The 26,407-nt window shown below is 68.4% G+C and carries 27 protein-coding genes; 15 read left to right on the top strand and 12 right to left on the bottom strand.

Features of this window, described 5'->3' with window-relative positions:
• The first annotated feature begins 185 nt into the window (after positions 1–185).
• Complete coding sequence (locus ACXJJ3_RS33515; RefSeq protein WP_458165883.1) at positions 186–650, top strand: CHAP domain-containing protein; 465 nt, start codon at positions 186–188, stop codon at positions 648–650.
• Between the two features lie 108 nt (positions 651–758).
• The gene (locus ACXJJ3_RS33510; protein ID WP_458165882.1) at positions 759–1,454 is read left to right on the top strand and encodes a CHAP domain-containing protein; all 696 of its coding nucleotides are present in this window, start codon (positions 759–761) and stop codon (positions 1,452–1,454) included.
• A 40-nt stretch (positions 1,455–1,494) separates the two neighbouring features.
• Here the strand turns inward: ACXJJ3_RS33510 and ACXJJ3_RS33505 are convergent, their stop codons facing one another.
• Both ACXJJ3_RS33505 and ACXJJ3_RS33500 read right to left on the bottom strand, forming a co-directional pair.
• Entirely contained in the window at positions 1,495–2,217 is a 723-nt protein-coding gene (locus tag ACXJJ3_RS33505; RefSeq protein WP_458165881.1) for an alpha/beta fold hydrolase, read from the bottom strand.
• 29 nt (positions 2,218–2,246) lie between these two features.
• Positions 2,247–3,296 (bottom strand): LacI family DNA-binding transcriptional regulator, encoded by a 1,050-nt coding sequence (locus ACXJJ3_RS33500; RefSeq protein ID WP_458165880.1) that lies wholly within the window; start codon positions 3,294–3,296, stop codon positions 2,247–2,249.
• A 129-nt stretch (positions 3,297–3,425) separates the two neighbouring features.
• On the opposite strand from ACXJJ3_RS33500, the gene ACXJJ3_RS33495 reads away from it, so the two are divergent.
• The 3 genes from ACXJJ3_RS33495 to ACXJJ3_RS33485 are packed head-to-tail and all read left to right on the top strand — an operon-like array spanning position 3,426 to position 6,527.
• Complete coding sequence (locus ACXJJ3_RS33495; protein WP_458165879.1) at positions 3,426–4,322, top strand: carbohydrate ABC transporter permease; 897 nt, start codon at positions 3,426–3,428, stop codon at positions 4,320–4,322.
• Between the two features lie 19 nt (positions 4,323–4,341).
• Entirely contained in the window at positions 4,342–5,214 is an 873-nt protein-coding gene (locus tag ACXJJ3_RS33490) for a carbohydrate ABC transporter permease (RefSeq protein WP_458165878.1), read from the top strand.
• An 11-nt stretch (positions 5,215–5,225) separates the two neighbouring features.
• The gene (locus ACXJJ3_RS33485; RefSeq protein ID WP_458165877.1) at positions 5,226–6,527 is read left to right on the top strand and encodes an ABC transporter substrate-binding protein; all 1,302 of its coding nucleotides are present in this window, start codon (positions 5,226–5,228) and stop codon (positions 6,525–6,527) included.
• Between the two features lie 44 nt (positions 6,528–6,571).
• Here ACXJJ3_RS33485 and ACXJJ3_RS33480 read toward each other — a convergent pair whose 3' ends face one another.
• Positions 6,572–7,384 carry an alpha/beta fold hydrolase gene (locus tag ACXJJ3_RS33480; RefSeq protein WP_458165876.1) on the bottom strand — a complete coding sequence of 271 codons (813 nt, stop codon included), beginning with the start codon at positions 7,382–7,384 and terminating at the stop codon, positions 6,572–6,574.
• A 72-nt stretch (positions 7,385–7,456) separates the two neighbouring features.
• On the opposite strand from ACXJJ3_RS33480, the gene ACXJJ3_RS33475 reads away from it, so the two are divergent.
• From ACXJJ3_RS33475 to ACXJJ3_RS33440, 8 genes are all read left to right on the top strand, one after another.
• Positions 7,457–8,326, top strand: coding sequence for a helix-turn-helix domain-containing protein (locus ACXJJ3_RS33475; RefSeq protein WP_458165875.1), 870 nt, complete (start codon positions 7,457–7,459; stop codon positions 8,324–8,326).
• Between the two features lie 28 nt (positions 8,327–8,354).
• Positions 8,355–8,573, top strand: a complete 219-nt coding sequence (locus ACXJJ3_RS33470; protein ID WP_458165874.1) for a DUF397 domain-containing protein — start codon at positions 8,355–8,357, stop codon at positions 8,571–8,573.
• Between the two features lie 9 nt (positions 8,574–8,582).
• Positions 8,583–9,815: an MFS transporter gene (locus ACXJJ3_RS33465; protein ID WP_458165873.1), complete on the top strand. Its 1,233-nt coding sequence runs from the start codon at positions 8,583–8,585 to the stop codon at positions 9,813–9,815.
• A gap of 215 nt (positions 9,816–10,030) precedes the next feature.
• Positions 10,031–10,219, top strand: coding sequence for a hypothetical protein (locus ACXJJ3_RS33460; RefSeq protein ID WP_458165872.1), 189 nt, complete (start codon positions 10,031–10,033; stop codon positions 10,217–10,219).
• Between the two features lie 128 nt (positions 10,220–10,347).
• Positions 10,348–10,668: a hypothetical protein gene (locus ACXJJ3_RS33455; RefSeq protein ID WP_458165871.1), complete on the top strand. Its 321-nt coding sequence runs from the start codon at positions 10,348–10,350 to the stop codon at positions 10,666–10,668.
• Between the two features lie 231 nt (positions 10,669–10,899).
• A complete protein-coding gene (locus ACXJJ3_RS33450) occupies positions 10,900–11,142 on the top strand; it encodes a hypothetical protein (RefSeq protein ID WP_458165870.1) in 243 nt (80 codons plus the stop codon).
• Between the two features lie 18 nt (positions 11,143–11,160).
• Positions 11,161–11,976, top strand: coding sequence for a DddA-like double-stranded DNA deaminase toxin (locus ACXJJ3_RS33445; protein WP_458165869.1), 816 nt, complete (start codon positions 11,161–11,163; stop codon positions 11,974–11,976).
• Entirely contained in the window at positions 11,973–12,407 is a 435-nt protein-coding gene (locus ACXJJ3_RS33440; RefSeq protein ID WP_458165868.1) for an Imm1 family immunity protein, read from the top strand. The genes ACXJJ3_RS33445 and ACXJJ3_RS33440 overlap by 4 nt, the downstream gene beginning before the upstream one ends.
• A gap of 371 nt (positions 12,408–12,778) precedes the next feature.
• Here the strand turns inward: ACXJJ3_RS33440 and egtD are convergent, their stop codons facing one another.
• The 8 genes from egtD to ACXJJ3_RS33400 form a co-directional block, all read right to left on the bottom strand.
• A complete protein-coding gene (egtD, locus tag ACXJJ3_RS33435; protein ID WP_458165867.1) occupies positions 12,779–13,744 on the bottom strand; it encodes an L-histidine N(alpha)-methyltransferase in 966 nt (321 codons plus the stop codon).
• Positions 13,741–14,502 carry an ergothioneine biosynthesis protein EgtC gene (egtC, locus tag ACXJJ3_RS33430; protein WP_458165866.1) on the bottom strand — a complete coding sequence of 254 codons (762 nt, stop codon included), beginning with the start codon at positions 14,500–14,502 and terminating at the stop codon, positions 13,741–13,743. The genes egtD and egtC overlap by 4 nt, the downstream gene beginning before the upstream one ends.
• Complete coding sequence (gene egtB / locus ACXJJ3_RS33425) at positions 14,502–15,836, bottom strand: ergothioneine biosynthesis protein EgtB (protein WP_458165864.1); 1,335 nt, start codon at positions 15,834–15,836, stop codon at positions 14,502–14,504. The genes egtC and egtB overlap by 1 nt, the downstream gene beginning before the upstream one ends.
• Positions 15,833–17,071 (bottom strand): glutamate-cysteine ligase family protein, encoded by a 1,239-nt coding sequence (locus ACXJJ3_RS33420; protein WP_458165863.1) that lies wholly within the window; start codon positions 17,069–17,071, stop codon positions 15,833–15,835. Before ACXJJ3_RS33420 ends, egtB begins: the two co-directional genes overlap by 4 nt.
• Positions 17,072–17,190: 119 nt before the next feature.
• Entirely contained in the window at positions 17,191–20,712 is a 3,522-nt protein-coding gene (locus tag ACXJJ3_RS33415) for a glycoside hydrolase domain-containing protein (protein WP_458165862.1), read from the bottom strand.
• Positions 20,713–20,776: 64 nt separating this feature from the next.
• Complete coding sequence (locus ACXJJ3_RS33410) at positions 20,777–21,562, bottom strand: ABC transporter ATP-binding protein (RefSeq protein WP_458165861.1); 786 nt, start codon at positions 21,560–21,562, stop codon at positions 20,777–20,779.
• Positions 21,562–22,590, bottom strand: a complete 1,029-nt coding sequence (locus ACXJJ3_RS33405; protein WP_458165860.1) for a FecCD family ABC transporter permease — start codon at positions 22,588–22,590, stop codon at positions 21,562–21,564. The genes ACXJJ3_RS33410 and ACXJJ3_RS33405 overlap by 1 nt, the downstream gene beginning before the upstream one ends.
• Complete coding sequence (locus tag ACXJJ3_RS33400) at positions 22,587–23,537, bottom strand: FecCD family ABC transporter permease (protein WP_458165859.1); 951 nt, start codon at positions 23,535–23,537, stop codon at positions 22,587–22,589. The genes ACXJJ3_RS33405 and ACXJJ3_RS33400 overlap by 4 nt, the downstream gene beginning before the upstream one ends.
• Positions 23,538–23,712: 175 nt before the next feature.
• On the opposite strand from ACXJJ3_RS33400, the gene ACXJJ3_RS33395 reads away from it, so the two are divergent.
• Positions 23,713–24,693 carry an ABC transporter substrate-binding protein gene (locus ACXJJ3_RS33395; protein ID WP_458165858.1) on the top strand — a complete coding sequence of 327 codons (981 nt, stop codon included), beginning with the start codon at positions 23,713–23,715 and terminating at the stop codon, positions 24,691–24,693.
• Between the two features lie 24 nt (positions 24,694–24,717).
• On the top strand, positions 24,718–25,359 hold the full coding sequence (locus ACXJJ3_RS33390; RefSeq protein ID WP_458165857.1) for a hypothetical protein: 642 nt from the start codon (positions 24,718–24,720) through the stop codon (positions 25,357–25,359).
• A 110-nt stretch (positions 25,360–25,469) separates the two neighbouring features.
• Here ACXJJ3_RS33390 and ACXJJ3_RS33385 read toward each other — a convergent pair whose 3' ends face one another.
• Entirely contained in the window at positions 25,470–26,405 is a 936-nt protein-coding gene (locus tag ACXJJ3_RS33385) for an alpha/beta hydrolase (RefSeq protein ID WP_458165856.1), read from the bottom strand.
• Positions 26,406–26,407 lie beyond the last annotated feature (2 nt).

Genomic DNA, 26,407 nt, shown 5'->3' with positions numbered 1-26,407 from the left:
CCGATCACGTACCGGGCCTGGGCTGGGCGCACGGCGTCTCTCCGCTCTCGCCGTCACTTATCTACTCAAAGTACCAAATACGAGTGACTGATTTCCGTTGCCCACTGCGACAATCTGATCACGCTCTGATTGTCTGCACAAAGTAACAGACCGCCCCATGCAGCACAGAGTGAAAGGCAACCGTCATGAAGCTCACCCGCCTCACCGCCACCGCAGTCCTCGGCCTCACCGTCCTCGGCGGGGCCGCCCTTCCTGCAGCGGCCACCCCCAGCAACACCACGGTCGCGAGTACGGTCGTCAGCCCGCAGTCCCGCGCCGACGACGCGATCAACTGGTTCTCCGCCCGCAACGGATCCACCGCATACCAGGGGTACTGCGAGAAGGCCGTCGAGAACGCGTACGGCACGACCGGCGTCTACGCGTCGGCGATCGCGAACTGGAACGACGCCGTCCGCCGCGGCGCCGCGCACAAGGGCGACACCAACCCACCCAAGGGTGCCTTGGTGTTCTGGAACATCAGCTCCTACGGCCACGTCGGCGTCGCCACCGGTGACGGCAACTTCTGGGCCACCAGCGTCAGCGGCGCCATCGGCAAACGCGCCCTGCCGTACTTCTCCAACTACCTCGGCTGGGCCCAGCCGAACTTCTGAGGCCGCGGGCACCGGCGCCCGACCGCCCCGCGGGCGCCGTTGCCCACTGCGACAACACCGGCAGCTTTTGGTTCCCTGCGAGTACAACTTCACGAAAGGGAACACACCATGCGTACCGCCCTCATGCGCATCACCGCCCGTGTTGCCGTCACCGCCCTCCTCGCCGGCGTCACCGCCCTCGGCACCGGCACCCTCACCGCGAACGCCGCCACCGGAACTGTCGTCACCGACAGCGGCACCGGCGTCGCCATCCGATCCGGGAACGCGACCAGCTTCGGCACCGTCGGCAACCAACCCAACGGACCGGTCGACATCGATTGTCAGATCTATGGAGAACCCGTCTCGGGGAAGTACGGCCGAAGCCTCGTCTGGGACCACGTCCCCGGCAAGGGCTACATCACCGACTCCTACGTCAACACCGGCAGCAGCGGCCTGATCGCCCCGCTGTGCACCAGCAACCCACGCGCCGACAAGGCCATCGCCTGGTACGCCGCCCGCAACGGGTCGACCGCCTTCCAGGGGTACTGCGAGATGGCCGCCGAGAACTCGTACGGCAAGACCGCGATCTGGGCCTCCGCCAAGGCCGACTGGAACGACGCCGTCGCCCGCGGTGTCGCGCACAAGGGTGACCTGAACCCGCCGAAGGGCGCCCTGGTCTTCTGGGACCTGGCCGCACCGTACGGCCACGTCGGCGTGGCGACCGGCGACGGAAACTTCTGGGCCACCAGCGTCAGCGGCGCGATCGGCAAACGCGCCCTGCCGTACTTCAACAGCTACCTCGGCTGGGCCTACCCGAACTTCTGACCCACCCCGAACCCGGGCACCCGGCCGCGCGCTCCGCCCCTCACGCGCCCGGGTGCTCGACTCTGTCCAGCCAGTCCTCCACGAGTGCCCGGTACAGCGCCGAGCCCGGTCCGGGGAGGAAGTGGTCTTCCTGGTCGAGTACGGCGTACGTTGCGCGCGGGTAGTCGTCGAGGAGCGGCCAGGCGTCGGCGTACCCGGCGGTGGTGTCCTGGCGGCCGGTGACGATCAAGGTCGGGCCGTCGAAGCGGACCGATGGGTCCTCGCTCAGGCCGTACGTCGAGACGTCGCGCTGAATGCGGCCGAGGAACTCCAGGTCCGCCAGCATCTCCGCCGCGTTGTAGTACTCGTGCTGGCGGTCGCGGGCGGCCGACGGCTGCAGGTGCTCCGCGGTCGGGAGCGTGCGGCGAGAGCGGTCGATCACGACACCAGGTGCCCTGAGCAACAGTCCTAGGACTTGCGCCGGGTTCTGTTTGAGGACGCCTCGGGCGTGGAGGGCTCCGGCCGAGGTACCCGCGAGGGCGAACGGTTCGTCACCCGCCACGGCGCTGATCAGCCCTGCAATGGACGAGAGCATCCCGTCCTGATTGGTGATCGAGACGTCGGCGGGTGACTTGCCCGTGCCGGGCGGGTCGACGTACACGCGCCGCCAGCCCGCCCGCTTCTCGAAGATCGGTTCGTGGACGGCGCGGGCCTCGCCGCCGTCGCCGCCCCAGCTGGGGAGGAAGAAGATCAGGCGGCCGGTGCCGAACGTCTCGGAGTACACGCTGCGACCTTAGCCAGCGGGGCGGGCGGTCACTCAGACTTTCTCTTCGCAGCAGAAACCGGCGGGCGTTCGCCGGAGCCGCGCTCGATCAGCGCGCACGGCAGCACGATCCGCTGCGGCGGCCGGGTGTCCGTCCCGGACGCGCGGTCGAGCAGCAGCCGGGCCGCGCTGCGGCCGAGCTCGGCGATGTCGGAGGCAACGACCGTGACCGGCGTCGGCAGCATGTCCGCGAGCCGGAAGTCGTCGAACCCGACCACCGCCGGGTCCTGCTCCAGCTCGCCGAGCGCCCGCAGCACACCCTCGACCAGGAAGTTCGTCGACGCGAAGATCGCGGTCGGCGGATCCGGCCGCAGCATCACCTCGCGGGTCGCCTTCTCGGCGGCCTCCGCGTTGCCCTCGGGCAACTGGATGACCAGCGACTCGTCGACGTCCACCCCGGCCGCGCGGTGCGCCCGGCGGAAGCCGCGCAACCGGCGGCCGATCGTGTAGTACGACGGCGCGAGGATGATCGCGATCCGCTCGTGGCCCTGGCGGAGCAGGTGTTCGGCCGCGATCCGGCCGCCGCCCTCGTTGTCGACCATCACGATGTCGGCCTCGATCCCGGTGGCCGGCCGGTCGACGAACACCACCGGTACGCCGGCGCCTTCCAGGAACGCGTGATCGCCTTGGTCCGGGACGATCATCAGTCCGGCGACCTGGCGGCTGACGAGTTCCTGGATCGCGCGCTTCTCGCCCTCCGGGTCCTCGTCCACACTGCCGAGCACGACCGCGAACCCGGACTGGCCGGCGATCTCCAGCGACGCCTTCGCGATACTCGCGTAGAACGGGTTGGTCAGGTCACCGAGGACGAGCGCGAGACTGGTCGACTTCTTGCCGGGCCGGAGCGCACGGGCGACCTCGTTGCGCTGGAACCCGAGCTCGTCGATGGCGGCACGGACGCGTTGCGCGGTCTCGTCCCGGACGCCGTGGCCGCCGTTCACGACACGCGACACCGTTCCGAGCCCGACGCCGGCCCGGCGGGCGACGTCGATCATCGTCGGCCGAGCGACCTCCGGCTTGGTTGGAAACGTTTCGGGCACGGGGTTGACTTCCTTTTCGGGACACGGCATCGTCACCCAACAGTAAAACGTTGGAAACGTTACCGTCCAGGAGGCCGGATGAGTAGTGCCACTCCAGGCGGAGCTACCCGGAGAAAGAACCGCGGTGGCATGAGTCGCAATGCAGGCTCCGACGTGAAGGCGGCGTACCTGTTCATCGCTCCCGCGGTGATCGGGTTCCTCGTCTTTGTGGGATATCCGCTGATCCGATCGTTCTATCTAGCGCTGACGAAGTACAACGGGTTGACGAACCCGGTCTTCATTGGCCTCGGCAACTTCCGGAGGCTGTTCACCACCGACCCGGCCTTCTGGCCGTCGTTGCGGGCGACCGGCTATCTGGTGTTGCTCTATGTCCCGTTGTCGCTGGTCCTCGGGCTCGCGCTGGCGATGTTCTGCAACCAGCGGTTCCGCGGTGTCCGGGTGGTCCGGACGCTCGCGTACCTGCCGGTCGTACTGCCCGCGGTCGCGACGATCACGCTCTGGAAGTTCATGCTCGAGCCACAGGTGGGGCTGCTGAACGCGATCCTCGGCCGGCTCGGCCTGCCGACCAGTCTGTGGTTGCAGAGTTCCAAGATGGCGATGCCGTCCGTGGTGCTGGTGATGCTGTGGGGCGTCGGCGGGACCATGATCATCTTCCTGGCCGCGCTGCAGTCGGTGCCGACCGAGCTGTACGAGGCCGCCAAGGTGGACGGCGCCGGTCCGTGGTCGGTGTTCCTGCGGATCACGATGCCGATGATCAGCCCGATCATGCTGCTGCAGGTGATCCTGCAGACCACGGCCGCGCTGCAGACGTTCAACCAGCCGAAGATCCTGACCAACGGCGGGCCCGGGTTCAGTACCAACGTGCTGATGCTCGGGATCTACAACAACGGCTTCCCGACACTGGGCCGGATCCCGCAGCTGGGGTACGCGTCCGCACAGGTGTGGGTGCTGTTCATCATCATCATCGCCGTGATCGCCCTGACCGCGAAGTTCTCCTCGCTCTGGACGTACAGTGACAACAACTGAAGCCTCCCTGTCCTCCGGTGTGTCCGAGGTGACACGCCCGGCGAAGAAGAAGCCGCGGCTCGTCGGAACCACCGCGTGGTACATCGTCGCGCTGTTCATCTGCGCGGTGATGGTCGTCCCGCTGCTGTGGATGATCACGATCGGGCTGAAGAGCCAGACCGCCGTGTTCGACATCCCGCCGAAGCTGCTGCCGCGCGAGTTCCACTGGAGCAACTTCATCGACGGGCCGAAGGCGATCCACTTCCCGCGGCTGTTCCTGAACTCGGTCATCATCACCGCGCTGAGCGTGATCGGCGGCGTGATGACCGCGATGATGGCCGGCTACGCGCTGGCCCGGTTGCGGTTCCCCGGCCGCAAGGTGTGGTTCTACCTGTTCGTCGGCAGCATGCTGCTGCCCGGTGTCGTCGGCCTGATCCCGCTCTTCCAGATGTACAAGAGCATCGGCTGGTACGACACCTGGCTGCCGCTGATCGTGCCGGCGTTCCTCGGCGGGAACCCGCTGTTCATCTTCCTGGCCCGGCAGTACTTCCTGGCCATCCCGTACTCGATCGACGAGGCGGCGAAGATCGACGGCGCCGGGCATCTGCGGATCTTCGTCAGCGTGATGCTGCCGTTGACCCGGCCGGCCTGGCTGACGATGGCGATCCTCGCGTTCCAGGCGTCCTGGAACGACTACCTGAATCCGCTGGTCTACCTGTACTCCTCCGGCAAGTGGCCGTTGTCGGTGGGTATGGCGTCGTTCATCTCGCCGTTCGCCGGGAAGACGCCGGACTGGAGCTACTACATGGCCACCAACCTCCTGTACATGCTGCCGCCGCTGATCATCTTCTTCGCCGCGCAGCGCTACTTCATCCAGGGCCTCGGCGCTCTCGGCAGCACGAACCAGAAATAAGGAGAATCCTTGTGAAGAGGACATTGGGCGTCGCCGCGCTGGCGTGCGCGGGGTTGCTGGCGGCAACGGCCTGCGGCGGTGGCTCCGGTTCCGGCGGCTCCAGCAACGGGCCGGTCACGGTCACCGTGATGACGTGGGAGTCGGCCGACACCAACGCCGCGATCAAGAAGGCGCTGGAAGGCTTCAAGGACGACAACGTCAAGGTGCAGCTGCTGGACTCGCCGAGCGGGGCGTACGGCGACAAGCTCGCGTCGCTGACTCAGGCGAAGAAGCTGCCGGACCTGTTCTGGTGCGGTAACGACACCGAGCAGCAGTACACGTCGCAGGGCCTGCTGGTCGACTGGGCGGACAAGATCAAGAACAACGACGGCGACTTCAAGGCCGACAAGTTCGTCCCGTCGGCGATGGACAACTGGAAGACCGCGGACGGCCAGATGGGCGGCCTGCCGTCGCTGATGAACACGTACGGCGTCTGGTACAACGCCGACGCATTCACCGCCGCGGGCCTGCCGCTGCCGAAGGCCGGCTGGACGTGGGACGAGATGTACGCCGACGCCGCGAAGCTGGCCGGCAAGAACGGGGCGAAGTACGGCCTGGTCGCCGACCAGCTGACCAGCGCGGACGGCCCGTTCACGATGAGCCTGTACTCCGTGTCCGCGGGCGGGGCGCCGTTCACCGACAACGTGAACCACCCGACGAAGGCCGAGGCCGACGACAAGTACAAGGAAGGCGTGCAGAAGCTGACCGCCGCGATCAAGAACGGGTCGGTCGCGCCGCCCGGGTACGACGCGTCGAACGTGCAATCGCTGTTCGCGGCCGGCAAGGTGCCGATGACATTCGGCGGGCAGTGGCTGGCGGCCGGGTTCCAGACCGACAAGCCGAAGATCAAGTACGGGTTCGCGCCGTTCCCGCAGGTGGACACGCCGACCACGCTGTACGACTCGGTCGGGATCTGCACGCCGCAGTACACGAAGGACCAGGACGCGACGTTCAAGGTGCTCGAGTACATCAACACCAAGGTGTGGGACGCGGTCCTGCCGGCCTCGCCGGTCGCGCCGCCGGCCTACACGCCGGCGCAGGCGAGCTACTTCGACGCGCTGACGAAGGCGCAGCAGCCGACGGTCGTCGATACGGTCAAGGCGGACCTGGGCGCGGAGAAGACGGTCGGCGTCCGGTTCACCACCCAGTGGGCCAGCCAGGTCGGCGATCTGACGACCGCCAACTACCAGCCCATCCTGAGCGGCAAGAAGCCGATCACCGACCTCCCGAACTACATCGACAAGATCAACGGGTTGATCAAGCAGGGCGGCTAACCAGCCGCGCGGATACTCTTGCGTATCGCTGATCAGAATGCGAATCAGGGGATGGCGGACGCCGGTCTGCCATCCCCTGATTGGTTATCGCCAGCCGATCCGCCAACCTGCCTGCACGTCTGCTGCCTGACAATGCCATCGATCGCCTCACCAACCAGCTCAGGCTGATCGTTCTGGACGTAGTGTCCGCCTACCTGGGCGACTCTCTGTTCCGCACCCAGATCCGCGGCGAGGTCGCGATGACCATGCTGCCAACGCTCGTCGAGCTCTGCAGTCGTGAAGGGTTTCCAGAGCTCCGGCGTCTTGGAGTCGAGCCAGCGGCCAACTCGGCTGGAGATGACGACGCTCGGTAGGTCAAGGCGCCGCCGGCTGGCCGCGGCCTCTTCGGCCCCGCGCTTGACGTCGAAGGAAGCGTGGTCGTCACGGTCGCCATCTGGCACGACCAACTTAGGTGTGTCGATGTCGAGCCACAGGTTGACGTCGCTCGGGTCGACCATCACCAGCCCGGCGAGCCTGTCTGGCCAGCGCGAGGCAAAGATCTGGGCGATGACCGCCCCGATCGAGTGACCGACCAGCACGAACGGCCCGGGGAGCCCGGTCGCGTCGAGCAACCGACGCAGCTCGTCGGCGGCGTCTCCAAACGAGCGGGGTGTTGACCGCGGCAGTGCGTCGCTTTCGCCGATGCCGGCGCGGGCGTAAGTCACCAGCCGAGGCCGCGTCTTGAGAGCGGCGATGGTGGCAGTCCAAGCCTGACCGGCGTCACCCGACCCGGAGCTAAAGACCGCGGTTGGGGAGTCATCGCCGGTAATCTCTGCTGCCAGCTTGTAGCCGCCAACGTCGAATTGGGTAGCCGCCATGGGGTCGATCGTAGTGCAAATACCGCTAAGATGCATGAGACTGCATAGATCGTCGTGGCGCGAGGAGGGCAGATGGCTGCAGACGTAACCCCGCCGCAGCGCCGTGCCCGCCTGGGCCAGGAGCTGCGCCGTCTGCGGAGCCTGGCAGGTCTGAGCGGCGACCAGTTGGCGGTGCGGGTCGGGATCTCACAGGCCAAGGTGTCGCGGATCGAGACCAACGTGACGGCGCGTCCGGCGATGGATGTCATCTCCCGATGGCTGGATGCGGTTGAAGCGACGTCGGAAGATCACGAGCGGGTGATGTCGCTGGCCGAGGCGGTCGTGACCGACATCTCAAGCTGGCAGGCGATCCACCGCGGCAGTCTGGAGGATCGGCAGCGCCAACTGCTGGAGCTCGACGAGTTGGCGAGCGACATCCGCCACTTCCAACCGTTCCTCGTACCCGGCCCGTTCCAGACGCCGGAGTACGCCTACGCCGTCATCGAGTCGGCCCGGTTCTCAGCCGGCACTGACGTCGATGAAGCCGTGGCTATGCGCATGAAGCGTGGCGCCCGGCTGCGTGATGACCAAGACGGCCCGCAGTACCACGTCGTGGTGACTGAGACCGCCGCACGCTGGGTCCCACAAGGCAACAGCCATCTGCGGAGAGGCCAGCTGGAACACCTGGTCCTGTGCGCCAAAGCGCCGCGGATCACGCTGCAAGTCATCCTCAACGACGCACCGATGGAGATGTCGCCGATGACCGGTTTCGTCTGGGTGACGTACCGCGATCCGGCACAGGCGCCGGTGGTGCGGGTGGAGACGCCGACAGTCGGTCTGGCGCTCGGCGGCAGCGATGATCTCGCGACGTACGGCGTGGTGTGGGACCGAATGCTCCGTGCAGCCATGTCACCGGAAGAGTCGGTGAGCTGGCTTACGGTGATTGCACGCCACGCTTCGTAGTCGAATACCAACCGATTGGAGCACTGCCATGATGTCTGCCAACCGCCCCCAACTGTCGGCCTTCACCAACTGGCACAAGGCCAACATCAGCGCCGACGACAACGCCTGCGTCGAGGTCGCCACCGAGCCGACCGGCTGGACCGCCGTCCGCGACTCGACCGACCGCCAAGGCCCCGTCCTGATGTTCACCAAGAAGGAGTGGGCCGCCTTCCTGGACGGCGCCCGCAAGGGCGAGTTCGACCTCTAACCACGACAGATGGAAGACGCCACGGCTCCGGCCCGCAACCGGCCAACGATTCCCGGACGGCTGCGAGCGGTCATCGCCGCGGCTTCCATCTCCAGCGTCGGTGACGGCGCATGGACGGCGGCAGTGCCTCTCGCGGCTGCCGCCGTCACCCGCGATCCCCTAGCCATTGGGCTAGTGTCGGCCGCCGCCCTGCTGCCCTGGCTAGTGGTATCCCCGTTCGCCGGGGCGTTGGTCGACCGGTGGCCGCATCGCCCGACCCTGATCGTGGCTGACTCGGTGCGCGGTGTGGCAGTCGGCCTAATCGCCGTGCTGGTGCTGCTCGACCGGATCACCGTGCCAATGCTGGCGGTGGGATCTTTCATCGTGATGGCAGGGGCAGTCTTCCACGGTGCAGCCGCTCAGTCGGTCGTGGCCAACCTGACTGACCACGATGCCGATCTGCGCAACCGGGTCAACGGCCGGGTGTCGGCGGCAGAGACAGCCGGCGCCTCCCTGATCGGGCCGCCCGCAGGCTCAGCATCGTTCGTGCTGGCGCCCTGGCTACCGTTCGCGGCCGACGCGGTGTCGTTTGTCGGCTCGGCCGCGCTACTCAGTGCCGTACTTAAAGGACAGCCGCGGACCGACGATCCAGCATCGACACGCGAAACACTGCGGGCGGCGATCTGGTCCGGGATGAAGTGGCTGGCCGGACATCGGCAGCTGCGTACGTTGGCGCTGCTGACTGCTGCTGCCAACTTCACAACCACGATGGTCTACGCGCTGCTGGTGCTGCATGCCACCGGCAACGACGGTCTCGGCTTGCAAGACCGGGACTACGGCTTCCTGATCGCGGCCTTGGCGATTGGCGGCATCATGGGCGGTCCGCTGGCACCGCGGCTGCTGCGACGCCTGGACTTCCACCGCTCGGTGTTCCTGGCTATGGCGGTGCGGACGCTGCTGTGGCCACTACTGGCGCTGACGTCGTCGGCAGTCCTGGCTGGCGCAGCACTGGCGGTCGCCGGCTTCGCCTCCTCGGTCGTCACCGTATCGGTGGTGTCGGCCCGGCAGCACTTCACGCCGCGCGACATGCTCGGCAGGGTCGTGACGACCTTCCGGACGCTCGGCAACGGCGCCGGACCGCTGGGCGCCCTGTTCGGCGGCCTGGTGGCCAGCCGGTGGGGCATTGACGCGTGTTTCTGGACCGCCGGTGTCCTGATGGCCATCTGCCTGGTCATCGCCAGCCGCAGCGTGCTGCGCCGGTAACCGGCCGCACCCAATCACTTGCGTCCAAGTGAATGAAACTGCATACTCGTTGCCAAGTCTTATGCAGTCTCATTCACTCGGGCACCGTTTCCGTCCTCACACGGACCGGTCTCGAGCCCAAGGAGCTGACCGAACATGTTCTTGGTGCTAGGCATCGTCGCTGCCGTGCTGTACGCGTTCATGCTGCGCGACATCGCGCGGGAGGTGCGGGGCGAATGAGGACCACCGTGGAGAACGACAAACCACGCAACCGGGTCTGTGTCTGGTTCGGCGAACACCTGATCGCCGAGTACACGGCAGAGCCCGACGCAGCGGCGAGGTACGAGGCAGCCATGGGGCGGCGATTCTTAAGCCTGCGGGTGACGAACGAGCCGGCGGTGAACCCGGACGTCGAGCGGCGGTGAAGACCGTGGAGCGCATGCGAGTCAGGCAACGCGGACACCCGACTCGTACTTGCTACTCGCTGCGCTGCGACTGCGCTGCTCCCGGGAACCACAGCTCTGGGATCGAGCGCTCCCGCGCCTATGCCTACGTGCGTGCCGAGCTGCTGGTCTGTACCTCCGAGGTCAACCGCACGAAGGAGCGGCTGTCCGCGTTCGCGAAGGCGTCCGGCTTGGAACTGGCGGCAGTCTTCGTGGAAGAGGATCCGCGCCGGCCACTGCTGGCGTTTGAGCGGTTCTTCCAGGCCGTCACGCGCGACCACGTCCCGGTGGTGCTCCTCCCGAGCCTGCTGCACCTCATAGTTCTGGAAGCGCCTGGCCGTATCCGGGAGTACTTCGAGGCCGCGACAGAGGCCCGGGTCGTCACCTTGGACCAGGCCGCCATGCACCGCATTGGCCAGGCGGCCTCTTGATCGCTACTCGGAGCGGATAGCCCTTCCGCTCCACCCCCCAATACGTCCCTGCCTGAGTCTCCCGACCCCTGTATTCCCCTGGCAGCTCAGGCAGGGACCCCAAACCGGCTGGCGCGGTGTAGTGAGGCGAGCCCTGCACTGCGCCAGCCGTTCCACCCAAACCGATCCAGCCGACCGAACCTCCGCCCATTTCGAGAGTGAGGCCTGGCGGATATGTCCCAAGTCGAACAGATGAAGATGCAGCTGCACGGCCTGGCTGACCAGTCCCGACAAGGGGCGGCGAGCCTCGCCGGGTTCAAGCAGCGCTTCGAACAGTCCAGCCAGCAAGTGCAGATGCTGATCCGCGGCACGGCAACGCGGGCAGATCAGGACATCGCGACGATGCTCGACGCGGCCGCCAAGTCCGTTGACCAAGCGGTGCAGTCGTTGCAGATCGCCGAAGCAGGGTGCCGTAGCTACGCCGACCAGATCTAGCCGGGCACGGCGGCGTAGATGCCCTCCGAGCTGCAGCAGGTCGCCGAACGCCTGCTCGCCTGCTTGAACGAGGCCCCGCGGGCGGTTGGCTACCTGCATGACCGAGCCAGGAAGTGCCGTGAGGCCGCGGCCTGGATCGGGAACCAGGGCAACAACCCGAACGCGCGCATGGCCGCCGCGCAGCTCGACGACGCCGCGCGGCGCTGCGAGGAAGCGGCCCACTACCTATCCCTCGCTGAAGCCCGAGCGAAGCAGTGGGTCGAGCAGATGGTCAGCGGTGTGCGGACGGCTGAGCCGAGCGGCTCTCCATCCCGGCCGGACGCGGCAGCCGGGAGGGACCAGCCTGCGGACAGCCGGCGCGGCGATGACCCCTCGCAACCGGAAGCCAACAAGGGCCGGCAACCCAAAGACCCACAGCCGGGCTCCTTCGATCCTGAGCCGGTCTTGCAGAAGCTGCCCAAACGAGTGGTGACTCGTGGCTACAGTCCCAAGACCCGAGGTATCTGGGTTGATGACCATGGCAACGAGCACAACCTGATCTCCGGGCGTCATGACCCCGAATACCAAGAGGCTCAACGTTATGCCGAGCGGCTGGGACTGGTGACCGAGCCGCACAAGCTTTCGACAGCCGCCGACGTCGAACTCAAGTTCGCGATGAGGATGCGCCGCGAGGATATCCGGCGAGCCCGCATCGTCTTGAACAACCGGCCTTGTCCGGGCGAGCTGGGTTGTGACGAGCTGCTACCCCGATTCCTGCCGCGCGGCAGCGAGCTCGTGGTCTACGGACCGGACGGGTTTGAGAAGATCTACCACGGAGAAACGGAGACCTCATGACTGTCGTCAAGGCCTATTACAAGCACGAGCACGGCGACGCGCCGCTACGCCTCCAAACCCCTGACGACGTCGACCAGTTGGTAGATGGTCTGCTGGCCGAGGACTACAGCAACTCGGTGGCCGCGATGTACGTCGAGGGAGGACTTAACGCCGCAGGCGTGCCGAACCACGAGCTGCTGATGGCGATTAACAACGAGGACGGCGACGTCGGCGCACTGCGCTACATGGGCGAAGGTGGCACCTACTACAGCCAGGGCCAGGCCGGCGGCGACAACGAGTTGACCTACTACTACACCGGCAGCGACCGGGAGTTCCCCGCAGACTCGGAGATTCCGATTGAGCAGATCCGGCAAACGGTGAAGGAGTTCATCGAGAGCGGCGAACGACCACCTTCCATTTCATGGCAAGAGTGGCCCGGCGACCCTGTCTGATCGCTGCATCCGGTTCGGCTGCCACTCGCCAGCCAGCGCAAGAGTCGCAAGGGCGTCAGTCCTGTTGCTCATCACGACAGCAACGTTGGTAGTCAGAATTCATCACTCAGCCGATGTGTCTCGCTGGCAAGTAAATTGGCGAATCTCGCGTGATGACGATGGCTTCTCAACGGGTGACAGCTCGATGTGGCTCTCGAACCCAGGGCTGTTGCAGCGTTGACCTTCCGCTTCGTCGAGCGCCTGACCCGCGCGGCCCGCACGCGCGAGAGCAGTCGCCCACGACGCATACGTCCCGCCCGGCGGCGGCAGCACGCCGCCGAAGGCGGCCAACAGGCAGCCGCCGCGAAGCGGTGTCCTTTTGGCGGCGTCCGCTAGATAGCCTCCCACAGTGACAATGCGAAGCGGGCTTCGTCGTCGGTCCACCATGCGGCCGGGGTGAAGCCCGCTTTGTCGAGTTCGGCCTCGACGCCGGAGCGGTGGAACTTGGCGGAGATCTCGGTACTGATCTCCTCCCCGGCCGCGAACCCGACCTCCAGGTGGATCTCCGGGACCAGCACCTGCATCGCGCGGGTCGCCCGCAGATGCATCTCGATCCACTCGTTCTCCGGGTCCCAGATCGCCAGGTGCTCGAACGCGTCGACGTCGAAGTCCGCGCCGAGCTGCCGGTTGATCACCCGCAGGACGTTCTTGTTGAACTCCGCCGTCACCCCCGCCGCGTCGTCGTACGCCGCGACCAGCGTCGCCGGGTCCTTCACCAGATCCGTACCGAGCAGCAGGTACTCGCCCGGCTCGAGGACGTCGCGGATCGCCCGGTAGAACGTCTCGCGCTCGGCCGGGATCAGATTGCCGATCGTGCCGCCGAGGAACGCGACCAGCCGCGGCGGGTCGCCCGGCAGCTTGTCGAGATGCGCGGTGAAGTCGCCGACGACACCATGGACGTCGACGGTCGGGTAGTCGGCGTTGATCGCGTCGGACGCCTCCCGGAGCGCGGTCTCCGAGACGTCGAGGGGTACGAAACTCGTCAGCGTGCCATGGTCGCGGAGCCCGTCCAGCAGCAGCCGGGTCTTCTCCGAGGAGCCGGAGCCGAGCTCCACCAGGGTGTGTGCGTTGGTGAGCGTCGCGATCTCGGCTGCGCGGGTCCGCAGGATCTCGCGCTCGGCGCGGGTCGGGTAGTACTCCGGCAGGCGGGTGATCTGCTCGAACAGCTCACTCCCCCGCGCGTCGTAGAACCACTTCGGCGGCAACCACTTCGGCGTCGCCGACAACCCCGCACGGACGTCGTCGCGGAGGGCGCGGGCGGCGTAGTCCGGGGTCAGCTGTACGTCGATGAGGGTCACGGGTGTCCTTCCATCGGGGTGATCTGCACGGTGGTGGCGGTGGCCACGAGCAGCGAACGGTCGGGTACTGCGTGCCAGTCGCCGTCGCCGAACGGTTCGGAGGCGACGGTGACGGAGTCCGCGGCGCGACGGACGTGGAGCGCGTGAGTCCAGGTCGTCGCGATCACCTGCTCCCCGTCGGTCAGCAAGAAGTTGAGCCGGGACCCCGGCGCGACGGCCTCCACTTCGCGGACGACAGCCGCGAGCGCGTCGGCGGGCGGTTCGCCGTCGGCGAGCCGCCGCGTGATCAAGGCCCAGAGGAAGACGGAGTCGGTCGGCGCGTCGAGGCCGAGCAGGTCGGCAACCGGCAACTGCTCGGCCAGCTTGAGTGTCGCGTCCGGCCAGCCGGCGATCCGCCCGTTGTGGCTGAACAGCCAGTCGCCCGAGGCGAACGGCGCGACCGCCGACGGCCCGTACGGCATCCCGACCGTCCCGTTGCGTACGGCGGCGAGGACCGCACCGGACCGGATCGCGCCGGCCAGCCCGGGCAGGTTCTCGTCGGTCCAGATCGGCACGTCCCGCCGGTAGCGCACCGGCCCGCCGGACACGGCGGCATCCCGCTCGGGATACCAGCCGAGGCCGAAGCCGTCCACGTTCACCGAGCCGCCGCCGCGCATGTCCGACGGCGCCCAGCTCTGTTCGTACAGGGAGTGGGTGGGGTCGAGGATCAGCGAGGAGAGGCTGACGGGTGGGCCGAGGTAGGCCAGGTGGCGGCACATCAGCGGAGTTCTTCGGGGCGCGGGTCGCGGGCGCAGCGGAAGCCGGCGAAGATCTGCCGGCGGATCGGGTAGTCCCAGTTCCGGAAGGTGCCGCGGGCAACCACCTCGTCGGTGCCGAAGGAGCCGCCGCGGAGGATCTTGTAGTCCGGCCCGAAGAACACCAGCGAGTACTCGTCGTACGGCCACGCACGGAATCCGGGATACGGGCGGAAGTCGCTCGACGTCCACTCCCACAGGTCGCCGATCAGCTGCTCGACCCCGAGCGGCGACGCTCCGGCCGGATACGCCCCGACGGGTGCGGGCGCGAGGTGCCGCTGGCCGAGGTTCGCGTGCTGCGGACCGGGCGACTCGTCACCCCACGGGAAGCGCCTGGTCCGCCCGGACGCGGGGTCGAAGCGCGCCGCGAACTCCCACTCCTCCTCGGTCGGCAGCCGCTTCCCGGCCCACTTCGCGTACGCCTCCGCCTCGTAGAAGCAGACGTGCATCACCGGCTCGTCCAGCGGCAGCCGCTCGCGGTGACCGAACCGCAGCCGCCACCACTCCCCGTCGTCCTGGGACCAGAACCGCGGCCCGACCAGCGACGCCGTCCGCACGTGCGCCCACCCGGCGTCGGACCACCACCGTGGATCCGAGTACCCGCCACCGAGCACGAACCGCAGGTAGTCCCCGTTCGTCACCGGCACGGTGTCGATCACGTACGGCTTCACCTCGACGGCATGCGCCGGCCGCTCGTTGTCCAGCGCCCACGGCTCGATCGACGTACCCATCTCGAACACCCCGCCCGGCACCAGCACCTCGGCCGCCGGCAACACCCGCCCAGCAGGCGGCGGCGGCGCGTCCAGCACCGGCGCGCCGGTCCGCAGCTGGTGGGTCGCGAGCATCGTCTCGTCGTGCTGCTGCTCGTGCTGCGCGATCATCCCGAACGCGAACGCGTTGTCCACCAGCTCGCGCCCGCCGTCGAACTTCACATGGTCCAGCACGTCCAGGACCTTGTCCCGTACTTCGTTGACGTAAGCGCGGGTCTCCGTCGGGCCGAGCAGCGGCAGTGCGGGACGGTCCGCCCGCGCATGCTGGAACGCGTCGTACAGCTCGTCGATGTCCTGCCGCAGCGGCTCGCGGCCGCCGACGTCACGGACCAGCCAGAGCTCCTCCTGGTTTCCGACGTGGGCGTAGTCCCAGACGAGTGGTGACATCAGCTTGGAGTGCTGCTTGACCAGGTCGTCGGTGTCGACCGCGTCGGTCAGCTGCACGGTCCGCGCCCGGGACCGCTCCAGCTGCTCCCCCACGAAGGCGCGCAGGCCCTCGGGCGACAGGTCGGACAGTTGGTGGTTCATGAAGCTCGCCTTCCTCGGGTGGTGTCGACGATGCGCTGCAGCCGGGTCGCGACGGCAGCGGTGAGTTCGGGATCAGCGCCGGTCCGGTCCAGGACCGCGGCGCCGAGTGCCACGACGTCGCGCGCGGCGCGCAGAACCAGCCGGTCCCGGAGGCCTTCGCGCGCGGCCGGGAACCAGCGGCCGGCGGCGGGCTCGGCGGCGGCCAGCACCTGGTCGAGCGGTGCGGACATCAGCGCGGTGAGCAGCAGGGTCGGGGCGATCCACCCGTCCCCCGGCTGCGCGTCGAGGTAGCGCACCTCGAGATACCCGCGCGGCCGGACCGGCGGGAACAGCGTGGACAGGTGGTAGTCGAGGTCGTCGTACGTCGGCCTGTCGCCGGGCAGCTGCCCATCCGCCCAGGCGCCGAAGGTCAGCCCCTCCGGGGCGTCCCAGGTATCGCCCCGGCGCAGGCAGAGCACCGGTGCCTCCATCGCCGTCCGCGCCCACGCGGCCGCCGGGTCGCCGTCCAGAGGCGGTGGTTCGGTGAACGGGGCACAGGTACCGAAGGTGGCCTCGGTCCGGGCCGAGGCCCAGCCGGTGTCGGAGCCGGCCCGCCGCCGGGAGTTGGCGAACAGCCCGACGAGCGCGGGACCGAGGTCGTGCAGCGCGCGCCAGCGCAGCGCGGTCCGGTCGCCGTCCGCCGCGTCCGGTCCGGTGCCGGCGTCGAGGCAGATCTGCAGACCGGCGGTGCTGCACATCATCCGCGGGCCGTGCGGTCCGAGCCGCTGGAACGCGTGTTCCATCGCGGCGTAGCGCGGGACGGTGAGGATCCTTCGAGGGGCCCGGAACGGATCCAGGCCGTAGCCGCCCGGGACCAGGTCGGCGTCCAGAAGCAAGCAGGTGAGCTCGGCGGCGTCGGCGGCGGTGTCGTCGATCAGCCGTGGGATCGAGTCGGTCGCGGGACCGGAGATCTCCACCTGGCCACCGGGCTCCACGGTGACCAGAGCGCCCCGGCGCAACGGCAGCTGCGGGCTGCCGCGGACCAGGGTCGCGGGGGCGTGCTCGCCCAGGGCTTTGCTCAGTTGGCCGGCGTCGAGCGGCCGGTGCGGATCTTCCGCGTGATGCACGGTCCACTCGAGCTCGACGCCGTACAGCCGAGGTGGACCGTGCTTGAAACAGACCATCGCGACGTAACCCTCCGCCTCGGCCCGGGAGCCGATCGGAGTCGTCGCCGGGAAACCACCGGGCGAGGTCACGTCAGCGAACCTAGCTCCGGGTCGGGGGCTGGACAACCGACCAGAAAATTACCGGTCGGTGACGCCTGGGAAGCGAATCGACTCATGCTCGCGATGTTCCCCGGCGGCACCGACAGTTTTCAGGCCGGGACCTGCACCGATCCGCCCCAGTCGTTCTGGTGCCAGCCGTCCTGCGGCGTCCACCACCAGTGGTACAGCGTTCCGGTTCCGCTCTGGGCGAAATACTGATGCTGGTCAGCGAACGCGAACGCCACCGGATCGGCGTACACCTGCCCGCCTAGGTCCTCCCAGGTCACCTTGCTGGTGCCCTGGTCCCACCACCAGTGGTAGAGCGTGTTGCCGGGGCCACGGGCGACCACGTGCTGCTGGGTCGCGGTTTTGAACGCCGACGGCGCCCCGGCGAACTTCGCCGGAGCGCCTCCCCATTCGACCTGGTGCAGACCGTCACCGGCGTCCCAGTACCAGTGGTAGAGCTGCCCGTCCGCGGCTTGCGTGTACACATGCTGCTGTCCGTTCCAGACGAACGTCGTGGGGTCGGAGTACGCCTCCCCGCCCCAGTCGGCGAACTGTGGTTCGAAGGAACCCAGCTGCCACCACCAGTGATACAAGTGATTGTCTGCGCCACGAGCGACCACGTGCAGCTGGTTGTCCCACACGTACGTCGACGGAGTACCCACGATCGGGCCGGGCGCACCGCCCCAGCTGTCGAGGCGCAACTGGCCGTCCGCGGGGTCCCACCACCAGTGCGTGAGACCCCCGGTCGAAGAGCGGGCGAAGATGTGTTGCTGGCCGGACCAGACGACCGCGGCCGGATCACCGGCCGCGTCACCTCCCCAGTCCGCGTAGTGCGCTGCTGGTTCGCCCTCGATCCACCACCAGTGCAGCAGCGTTCCCGTCGTACTTCGGGCCACGGCGTGCTGCTGGTTCTCCCAGGCGTACCCGGTGCTCTTACCGGCGACAGGGCCTCCGCCGAGGTCGTCACGCTTCAGCCCTGCCGCCCCACTCCAGTCCCAGCGCCCCATGGTGCCGGCCGCGGTCGGGGCGAAGATCACCTCGTGTCCGGCACCCCCTGCGTCGTTCCACTGGTACGCCGTTGCGCCCGGGACCACGTCACCCGCATGGCCGGCGCCGTACGCCTCGATCTCGTCGACGAACAAGCCGGTCTGGTACTTGTTGTGCATCGTCTTGTCGAACGTCAGCCGGACCCACCGGGCCTTCGTCGGCGCGATCCCGATGTCGTACCAGATCCGCGAGGCGCCGTTCACCGACGAGACGCTGCCGCGGTTGGTGAAGTTCGTACCGTCCGTACTGGTCGCGACCGTGATCTGGTCGGGCCGGTAGTCCGGGTACTCCTCGTACGCGTGCACCCGTACCGTACCGATGGTCTGCGCCCACCCGAGGTCGATGTTGACCGTGGGATGCACGCTGTCGCCGACCTTGGCCAGCTCGTACCCGAACTGCTTCCCGTCGCCCCAGTTGTCGCCCAGCACGCCGTCCGTCGCCTCGTTACCCGCGTCCGGGAAGCGTGTGGACGGCGCGGTCTTCGTGTACGTCTTCCCGCCCGCGAGGTTCTGCTGCAACAGGTGATGCCCCACCACGTCCACGGTCTGCAGGTCGTACGGCGCGGTCCCGTCCACCGTGATGCGGACGTACCGAGTCTTCGCGTTGATCCCGAGGAAGTCGTCGCCACCCGGTTTGGCCAGGTCGTCCGCAGGGTCGTCCGTACGGTTCGCGGCCTCGGCCCACTTCGTCCCGTCGTACGAGATCTGCACGTGGTACTTGCTGGCCCAGGTCGCGCCCCAGTGCAGCTTTACGCCGTCCACCTGCGCCTGACGGCCCAGGTCGAGCTGCACACCGTTCGCAAGGGTGGTCTTGGTGGCCTTGAGACCTGTTACGGGCAGCCCTGCCGCCGCGTCGAGTGCAAGAGCGCGGACACGCTGCATGTAGCTCACGTCAGGCGAGTACTTGTCGCTGGCCTGCACCACGGCGGTCGCCAGGTCGTGTGCCAGCCCCGGGTTGGTCTTGCCGAGGTGGTTGAGAACCTCCCAGTCCTCCATGCCGTCCCTCAACGACTCGTACCGCGGCGAGGCCTCGACTGTGTTGTGCACGGTGTCCGGGCGGACGATGTAGCCGTCGCCCTTGACGGTCTGGTCGCTCATCTTGAACTGCCAGTTGCCGTACGCCCAGTGCAGGTACCCGGTCGCGCCCTTGCCGTACGCGAGCCACATGGTCTGCCGCTGGTCCCACTCGGGCTGGTCGATGAACCTGTTCAGGTGGTTGCCGGCCGGGATGTTGCAGTTGTAGAACCACAGCGGCTTTCCGGCCTTGCGCTCGTCGTCGAACGGCTTCGGGTTCGCGGTGTACGTGAACAGGTTCGGGATGACTATGTCCTCGGCGTGCGCGACCCGCGCGGCCAGGTCGTTCACGACCGCGTCACCGATCTTCACGTCCGGCCAGTACTGCCGCAGCTTGTTCGCGATCCCGAACCAGCCCGGGTCGCCGCCGGCCCCCGGCTCGTCGCCGACGTGCATCCAGAACATGCTCGACCAGCCCTTGTCGGCCAGGTGCTGCCGCAGCGCCGGATAGAACTGCTTGTACCAGTTGTCGGCCTCCGGCGAGTCCCAGTACACGAAGTCCGGCAGCTGCCGCCCGGTCTCCTTGGGCGTCACCTCCTGCAGGTACCGCGGGTACTGCGGGTTGTGGTCGGGGTTCTGCGGGCCGGCGCCGGTGAAGCCCTCCAGCCGGTTCACCACGCCCTTGTCCAGGAACCGCTGCACGACCTGGTCGAAGCGGTCGAAGTTGAACGTGTAGTTGCCGGTGGCATCGACCTTGCTGCCGCCGTCGGTGAGCAGGTTGACCAGCGGCAGCTGCAGGCTGTTCTGCCGGTACCGCTTCATTGTGTCGGCCCAGTTGTCGATCAGCTGCCACCACTGCGGCGAGTACCGGTCGTGCCCGTAGAACAGCTTCACGGTGTCGCCCTGACCCATGTCCCACGAGGTCAGGCCGAGGAAGTTCGTCCACATCACGTTGGTGAACTCGCTCTGGTTGGCCGGCGGGATCACCACGTTCCGTGCGTTCACGCGGATCGGGACGTTCAGGTTGCCGTTCGTCGTACGGACGGTGGCGTGGCCGCTGTAGATGCCGCCCTTCGCGGTCGCGGGCACGTGCACCCGGACCCAGATCGACTGCGTCTGGTTCGCCGGTACGTCGATACCCGGCTGGTTCAGCAGCCGGTCCGGGAAGTCGCCCGGCGCGGTCCGGGTCGTCGGTACGACGAAGTTGTCCGGCTCCCAGCCGTTGTACGAGTTGTGGTCCAGGTACTCGTACCCGACGGGGTTGTAGCTGATCTCGCTCGCCGCGATGGCGTCGCCGGTCCCCTGCAGCGCGCTGAAGTCCACGCCGTTCACGGTGAACGCGGCCGGTCCGCGCAGTACGATCTGCGCTGCCTCGTAGTCGTTCTTCGCGGTGTCCAGCCGGATGTCGTCGCCCGCCTCCGGTGACCGCCCGCTGTCCTTGAAGACCGAGTTGTACGACGTCTCGGTCCACATGCCCGGTGTCGCGCCGGCCGCGTGCGCCAAGGGCGCCAACCCCGTCGTCGTCACCATCAGTCCACTCGCCACCACTACTCGTGTCCAGCGCATGCCGCCAAGCCTCCGTGGCCGCGCCGGACCCGACAATCCTTTCGAGCCAGCCTGTATAGACCAATTAACCCGACCCGGGCAGGTGGTGCAGCCGATCAGGCACAACCACCGGCGCGCCACCTACTTCCACCACGGTGGCCTTGAGCCCGAACACGTCGTCCAGGAGGGCAGCCGTGAGTACGTCGACCGGTCGGCCCTCCGCGGCGATCCGGCCGTCGCCCATCACGACCAGGTGGTCGGCGTACTGCGCTGCCAGCGTCAGGTCGTGCAGCACGACCACAACGGTCCGCCCTGTCGTGGCTGCTGCGTGGACGACGTTCATCACGTCCACCGCGTGTGCGAGGTCCAGGTACGTCGTGGGCTCGTCGAGCAGGAGGTGCTGCGTACCTTGGGCCAGCACCATGGCGATCCAGACACGCTGGCGTTGCCCACCGGACAGCTGGTCAACCGGGCGCTCACGGAGCTCCGTGAGCTCAACAGCGGCCAGGGCCTCGTCAATGGCGGCGTTGTCCTCCACGGTCAGTCGTCCGAAGAGCCCGCGGTGCGGGTGCCGTCCTCTGGACACCAGCTCGGCCGCCGTGATCCCTTCCGGAGTGACCGGGCCTTGCGGCAGCACACCGAGCTGTCTGGCCAGTTCACGCGCCGGCAGTTGGTGGATGTCCTTCCCGTCCAGCAACACCTGCCCTCGAACCGGTGTGAGCAGCCGGCTCATCCCCCGCAGCAGTGTCGACTTGCCGGACCCGTTAGGACCCACGATCGCGGTCAGCCGACCCGACGGCACCTCCACCGTCAGGCCGTCCACCACCGGCACAGCAGCGTCGTACGCCAGGGTGAGGTTCTCGACGTGCATTAGCGCCCCTTCTGCTGACGACCGATGAGATGAAGCAGGTACGGCGCTCCGCACGCAGCCGTGACCACGCCGACCGGTAGCTCGTACGGGCCGACCTGAGCCCATTGCAAACCGTTCCGCGCGAGCAGATCCGCCAGGACGACAAAGAGCGCGCCCAGCATCGCCGTGGTCAGCAAGGGCGGCCGCTCCATCCTTGTGAGCCGCTGGGCGACCTGTGGTGCCACCAGCGCGACGAAAGCGACAGGGCCGGCCCCGGCGGTCGCCATGGCGGCCAGCACGGTGGCTATTACCAGCAGCGCCAGGCGAATTCGCGCCACCCGGACGCCGAGCGCCGAGGCCACGTCGTCACCGAGCACCAACGCGGACAGGTCCCGGTTGAACATCATTGCTACCGGCAACAACAGCACGACCGCGATCAGGACCGGGATCGCGTCGCTCCAGGCCCGCGCGTTCAGCGAACCGGCCAGCCAGGCGGCCGCCCGGCCCGCGTCGTTCACGTCACCGATCACCAGCAACCAGGCAACCAGCGAGTTCGCCGCGGCCGCGATCCCGACGCCGATCAGCACGACTTTCCCCGCGTCCACCATGCCTCGCTGGACCGACAGTGCGCCGACGATCAACGTCGCGAGCAGCCCGCCGAGCACGGCCGCCAGCGGGATCCCGACCTTCGCGGCGACGCCGGAGATGTTGCCGCCGCCCGTGCCCGCGAGCACGATCACCGCGACCGCGCCGGCGGACGCGCCCGAGTTCACGCCGACGATGTCCGGACTGGCCAGCGGATTGCGCGACAACGTCTGCAGCAACGCGCCGGACACCGCGAACGCGATCCCCACCAGCAGACCGGTCGCGACCCGCGGCAGGCGCAGTTCCAGTACCACGAGCCGGGTCCCGCGACGGCCGCCACCGAGCAGTACATCAACCACGTCCGCGACCGGGAGCTTCGTCGTACCGACGCTCAACGACAGCACCGCGATCGCGACCGCGAGGGCCGCGAAGAGGACGCTCAGTACGACGGTGCGGGACCTCACAGGGCCACCGCCCGGCGCCGTACGACGAGCACGAACATCGGGGCGCCGACGATGCCGAGGACGACGCCCGCCTGGACCTCGCCCGCGCCGCCGACGAGCCGGCCGACGAGATCCGCGAGGACCAGCGTGGTCGCGCCGATCAGGCCCGCGGCCGGGAGGAGCCAGGTGGTGCGGGCGCCGAAGATCCGGCGCGCGACATGGCCGGACAGCAGACCGAGGAAGCCGATCGGGCCGCAGGCGGCGACACCGGCCGCGGTGAGGAGCCCGATCGCGGCGAGGCCGACGAGGCGGGCGCGGCGTACCGACAGACCGAGGCCGGCGGCTACGTCGTCGCCGAGGGCCAGGAGGTCGAGGTCGCGGGCGTTGACGGCGGCCAGGAGCAGGCCGATGGCTGCGAACGGCAGGACCTGGCCGGCGACGTCGAGGCCGCGGCCGGCGACCGAGCCGACGGCCCAGAAGCGGTAGCTGTCCAAGGTGTTGGCGTCGAGCAGGACGATTGCCGAGGTCAGAGCGCCGAGCATGGCGGCTACGGCTGCGCCGGTCAGTGCCAGGCCGACCGGTGAGGCGCCGTTGCCTCGGGACGCCAGTTGCTGGACGGCGAAGGTTGCGATCAGGGCGCCGACGAGGGCGACCCAGACGGTGGCCGAGACCGAGTCGACGAGGCCCAACTGCAGGCCGAGTACGACGGCGAACGCGGCGCCGGAGCTGACGCCGAAGATGCCGGGCTCGGCGAGAGCGTTGCGGGTGTGGCCTTGCATGAGGGTGCCGGCGATGCCCAGGCAGAGGCCGATCAGGACGGCGACGACCGTGCGGGGGAAGCGGAGGTTGCGGACGATGACGTCGGGGTCGGAGCCGTTGTTGGCGGTCAAGGCGTGCCACAAGGCGCCCGGGCCGAGCCACCGCGAGCCGAGCGCCAGGCTGGCGGTGAACGCCAGCAGCAGAAGCACGAGGAGGATGCCCAGAGCCAGCGCCCGCCGGGTGAGCGGCGCCGCGGAGGGCGGGGGTGCCGAAGGGCGCGACACGGCTGGGTGGGCGGCAGGCGGGGACATATGGTTAGGTTTGCCTTACTTCTGAGGTGGAGAGCTACCTTAACCCGCCACTCGTGCCGACCTGGAGACACCCGTGCGCCTGCCCCGCATCACCGCCCTGCTCGTCGCTGCCGCTCTCGCGTTGACGGCGTGCGGCTCGTCCGGATCCGACGACGACCCGGCCGCCGCCGGTGCCGCCGGTGAGGGATTCCCGCGGACCGTCGAGCACGCGATGGGCAAGACCGAGATCAAGAGCAAGCCGAAGCGGGTGGTCGCGCTCGACACCAGCTACGTCGACGCGACGCTGATCCTGGACACCCCGGTCGTCGGCTACACCGACTACCGCACGATCAACGGGCAGCTGCCCGACTACCTCGGCGACGACCGGAAGACGTACGGCTCCGAGGCCGAGTCCGTCGGCACGCTCGCCGAGCCGAACCTGGAGAAGATCGCCGCGCTGAACCCGGACCTGATCATCACCGCGAAGGTCCGGCACGAGAAGCTCTACGACCAGCTGTCCGCGATCGCGCCGACGATCATGTCCGAGACCACCGGCGCCACCTGGAAGGACAACATCCGGCTGGAGGCCAAGGCGCTCGGCGCGGAGGACCTCGCGGAGAAGGAGATCTCGGCGTACGAGAAGGCCGCGAAGACGGTCGGCGACGCGATCAACACCAAGGCGCACAACCCGACGATCTCGGTGGTCCGGTTCGTCGACGGGCCGACCCGGCTGTACCGGAACGCGAGCTACTCCGGGATCGTGCTGAAGGACGCCGGCCTGCGGCGGCCGAAGGCGCAGGACGTCGACGACTTCGCGCTGGAGATCAGCCCGGAGCGGATCAAGGACGCCGACGCCGACGCGATCTTCGTGACGACGTACGACGACGAGAAGGGGCTGGGCGCGAAGACCGCGGCACAGTTCAAGGCGAACCCGCTGTGGAAGCCGCTCGCGCCGAAGGTGCACGACGTGTCCGACCTGACCTGGATGACCGCGGTCGGCCTGCAGGGCGCGTGGTCGATGCTCGACGACCTGGCGAAGACGTTCGGCGTACCGGCTCCGGTCCGGCCGGCCTGATCGCCCGCTTGTAGGGTCGGCTGCATGACAGCTCTGACGCGGTGGCACGTCGGCCCGTGGACGACCCGCTGTACGCCGGCCGGCGCCGCGTTCGAGCCCGGCCGGAAGCGGACCCCGGACGAGCTGAACTTCGACATCGTCGGCCTGTCGCGGATCGTCGGGCGTCGCCAGACGCTGCCGGAGGAGATGCTGGTACGCCGGTGCCAGGCTGCGCTACGGCCGACCGATCCGCGGGTGTGCGGCGTCCAGACGCTGGACCCGGAAATGTCCGCCGAACTGGCCGCCGTGGCGGCGAACGCCTTCGCCTGGCTGACGGAACGAGCTCCCGCCGGCTACCAGTTCGTCCACACGGACGCGGTCGAACTCCAGCCGGTCCTGGACCTGTCGGCCGAGGTCGTCGCCGTCGACGCGGTGGTGCAGTTGGCCGGCGTCCCCCTCCCCGCGGCACGGCTGGCCACCTCCCACGTACGCCGTTCCCCTGCCGGCGCCTGGTACGCCGGCGACGCCACCTGCAACTGGTCCGGCCCCCACGCCACGTCAGCCGATGCAGTAGCCGCCGTACAAACAGCCCGTACTCAGCTGATCGCCCAACTAACAGCCGCCGGCCGCGAAGACCTGGCCGCCACCGCCCGCCGCTGGCCACTCGTCCCGATCGAACCCACGTAGCCAACGCCCGCCCCACACCACCACAGGCCCGGCCGCTCGTCGAGTCGTGGCGAATGGCTCGGACGCTCTTCGCCGAGTCGTGGACCTGGGTTGATTTCGCGCGCCCATTCTCACGACTCGGCGGACGGGGTGTGGGCCGTTTGCCACGATTGGATGGGAGTGGGGGGTTGGAGGAGGTGGGTGTGGAGGAACGTCAGTTCCTTCTCGACCACCTGGTCGTGGGCGGTGGTGAAGGGGGCGTAGTGGTTGCCGGGGACTTGGAGGACCTCCGCCTTGGGGGTGGTGGCGGCAGCTTTCAGGGTGGGGGTTGCCAGGGCTGACTTGTCGTCCTGGCAGACGACGTACAGGATCGGGCAGCGGGCGTGTGGGGCGTACTTCGCTGGGCGGTAGAAGACGGCCGGGAGTACGGAGCGGGCGGCGATGGACTGTTGCCAGTCGGGGTAGCGGTTGCCGGGGCTGAGGATTTCGCTGCCCAGCTGGGCATCGGGGGTGTTGAGGAGGGCGACCGTACCGGTAGGACCGGCAAGGTCGACCAGGCGCGGTGGACGGCCCAGCCACCCGCCGACCACGTCCAGCAGCGCGCGTCCGATCAGGCGCAAGGCGCTTCCGGGCGACTGATACTGCGACGCGTGGCGCGTGACAGCCGGCCCGTCGACGTTGGCCGACTGGGCGATCGCGGCGGACAACCCCAGGTCCTCCGACGCCAGCTGCACGACGTACCCGCCGGGCAGCGAGAACGCCCAGATCCCCACGCGCTCGACCCCGGGCAGCGTCTTCGCGTACGCGATCGCCGCCCGCCAGTCCTCCAGCTGGTCCCGCACCTGCGCCACCTGCCGCGGCTCCCCCGCACTCTCCCCGAAGTTGCGGTGGTCGAACGCCAGCACACTGAATCCGGCCGCGGCGAACCGCTCCGCGAACCGATCCGTCCCCGGCTCCTTCGTGACCCCGAAGCCGCCGGTCATCACCACGCACCCGCCGTTGGTCCCCGGGTAGTGCCAACCCGCACACGCCACTCCGGCACTCGTGAAGCTCACCTTCTCGCGCATAC

This window comes from Kribbella sp. WER1 (genome assembly GCF_054189145.1).
The sequence above is the reverse complement of the archived record's forward strand: the minus strand, read 5'-3'. Positions and strand labels throughout refer to the sequence as shown.

Bases quoted from the DNA above. Each gene is read 5' to 3' on its own strand.
- ACXJJ3_RS33475 (WP_458165875.1), top strand. From the start codon at position 7,457: ATGGCTGCAGACGTAACCCCGCCGCAGCGCCGTGCCCGCCTGGGCCAG.
- ACXJJ3_RS33515 (WP_458165883.1), top strand. From the start codon at position 186: ATGAAGCTCACCCGCCTCACCGCCACCGCAGTCCTCGGCCTCACCGTC.
- egtB (WP_458165864.1), bottom strand. From the start codon at position 15,836: ATGAACCACCAACTGTCCGACCTGTCGCCCGAGGGCCTGCGCGCCTTC.
- ACXJJ3_RS33465 (WP_458165873.1), top strand. From the start codon at position 8,583: ATGGAAGACGCCACGGCTCCGGCCCGCAACCGGCCAACGATTCCCGGA.
- ACXJJ3_RS33510 (WP_458165882.1), top strand. From the start codon at position 759: ATGCGTACCGCCCTCATGCGCATCACCGCCCGTGTTGCCGTCACCGCC.
- ACXJJ3_RS33450 (WP_458165870.1), top strand. From the start codon at position 10,900: ATGAAGATGCAGCTGCACGGCCTGGCTGACCAGTCCCGACAAGGGGCG.
- ACXJJ3_RS33460 (WP_458165872.1), top strand. From the start codon at position 10,031: ATGAGGACCACCGTGGAGAACGACAAACCACGCAACCGGGTCTGTGTC.
- ACXJJ3_RS33495 (WP_458165879.1), top strand. From the start codon at position 3,426: ATGAGTCGCAATGCAGGCTCCGACGTGAAGGCGGCGTACCTGTTCATC.
- ACXJJ3_RS33440 (WP_458165868.1), top strand. From the start codon at position 11,973: ATGACTGTCGTCAAGGCCTATTACAAGCACGAGCACGGCGACGCGCCG.
- ACXJJ3_RS33415 (WP_458165862.1), bottom strand. From the start codon at position 20,712: ATGCGCTGGACACGAGTAGTGGTGGCGAGTGGACTGATGGTGACGACG.
- egtC (WP_458165866.1), bottom strand. From the start codon at position 14,502: ATGTGCCGCCACCTGGCCTACCTCGGCCCACCCGTCAGCCTCTCCTCG.
- ACXJJ3_RS33480 (WP_458165876.1), bottom strand. From the start codon at position 7,384: ATGGCGGCTACCCAATTCGACGTTGGCGGCTACAAGCTGGCAGCAGAG.
- ACXJJ3_RS33390 (WP_458165857.1), top strand. From the start codon at position 24,718: ATGACAGCTCTGACGCGGTGGCACGTCGGCCCGTGGACGACCCGCTGT.
- ACXJJ3_RS33470 (WP_458165874.1), top strand. From the start codon at position 8,355: ATGATGTCTGCCAACCGCCCCCAACTGTCGGCCTTCACCAACTGGCAC.
- ACXJJ3_RS33410 (WP_458165861.1), bottom strand. From the start codon at position 21,562: ATGCACGTCGAGAACCTCACCCTGGCGTACGACGCTGCTGTGCCGGTG.
- ACXJJ3_RS33445 (WP_458165869.1), top strand. From the start codon at position 11,161: ATGCCCTCCGAGCTGCAGCAGGTCGCCGAACGCCTGCTCGCCTGCTTG.
- ACXJJ3_RS33385 (WP_458165856.1), bottom strand. From the start codon at position 26,405: ATGCGCGAGAAGGTGAGCTTCACGAGTGCCGGAGTGGCGTGTGCGGGT.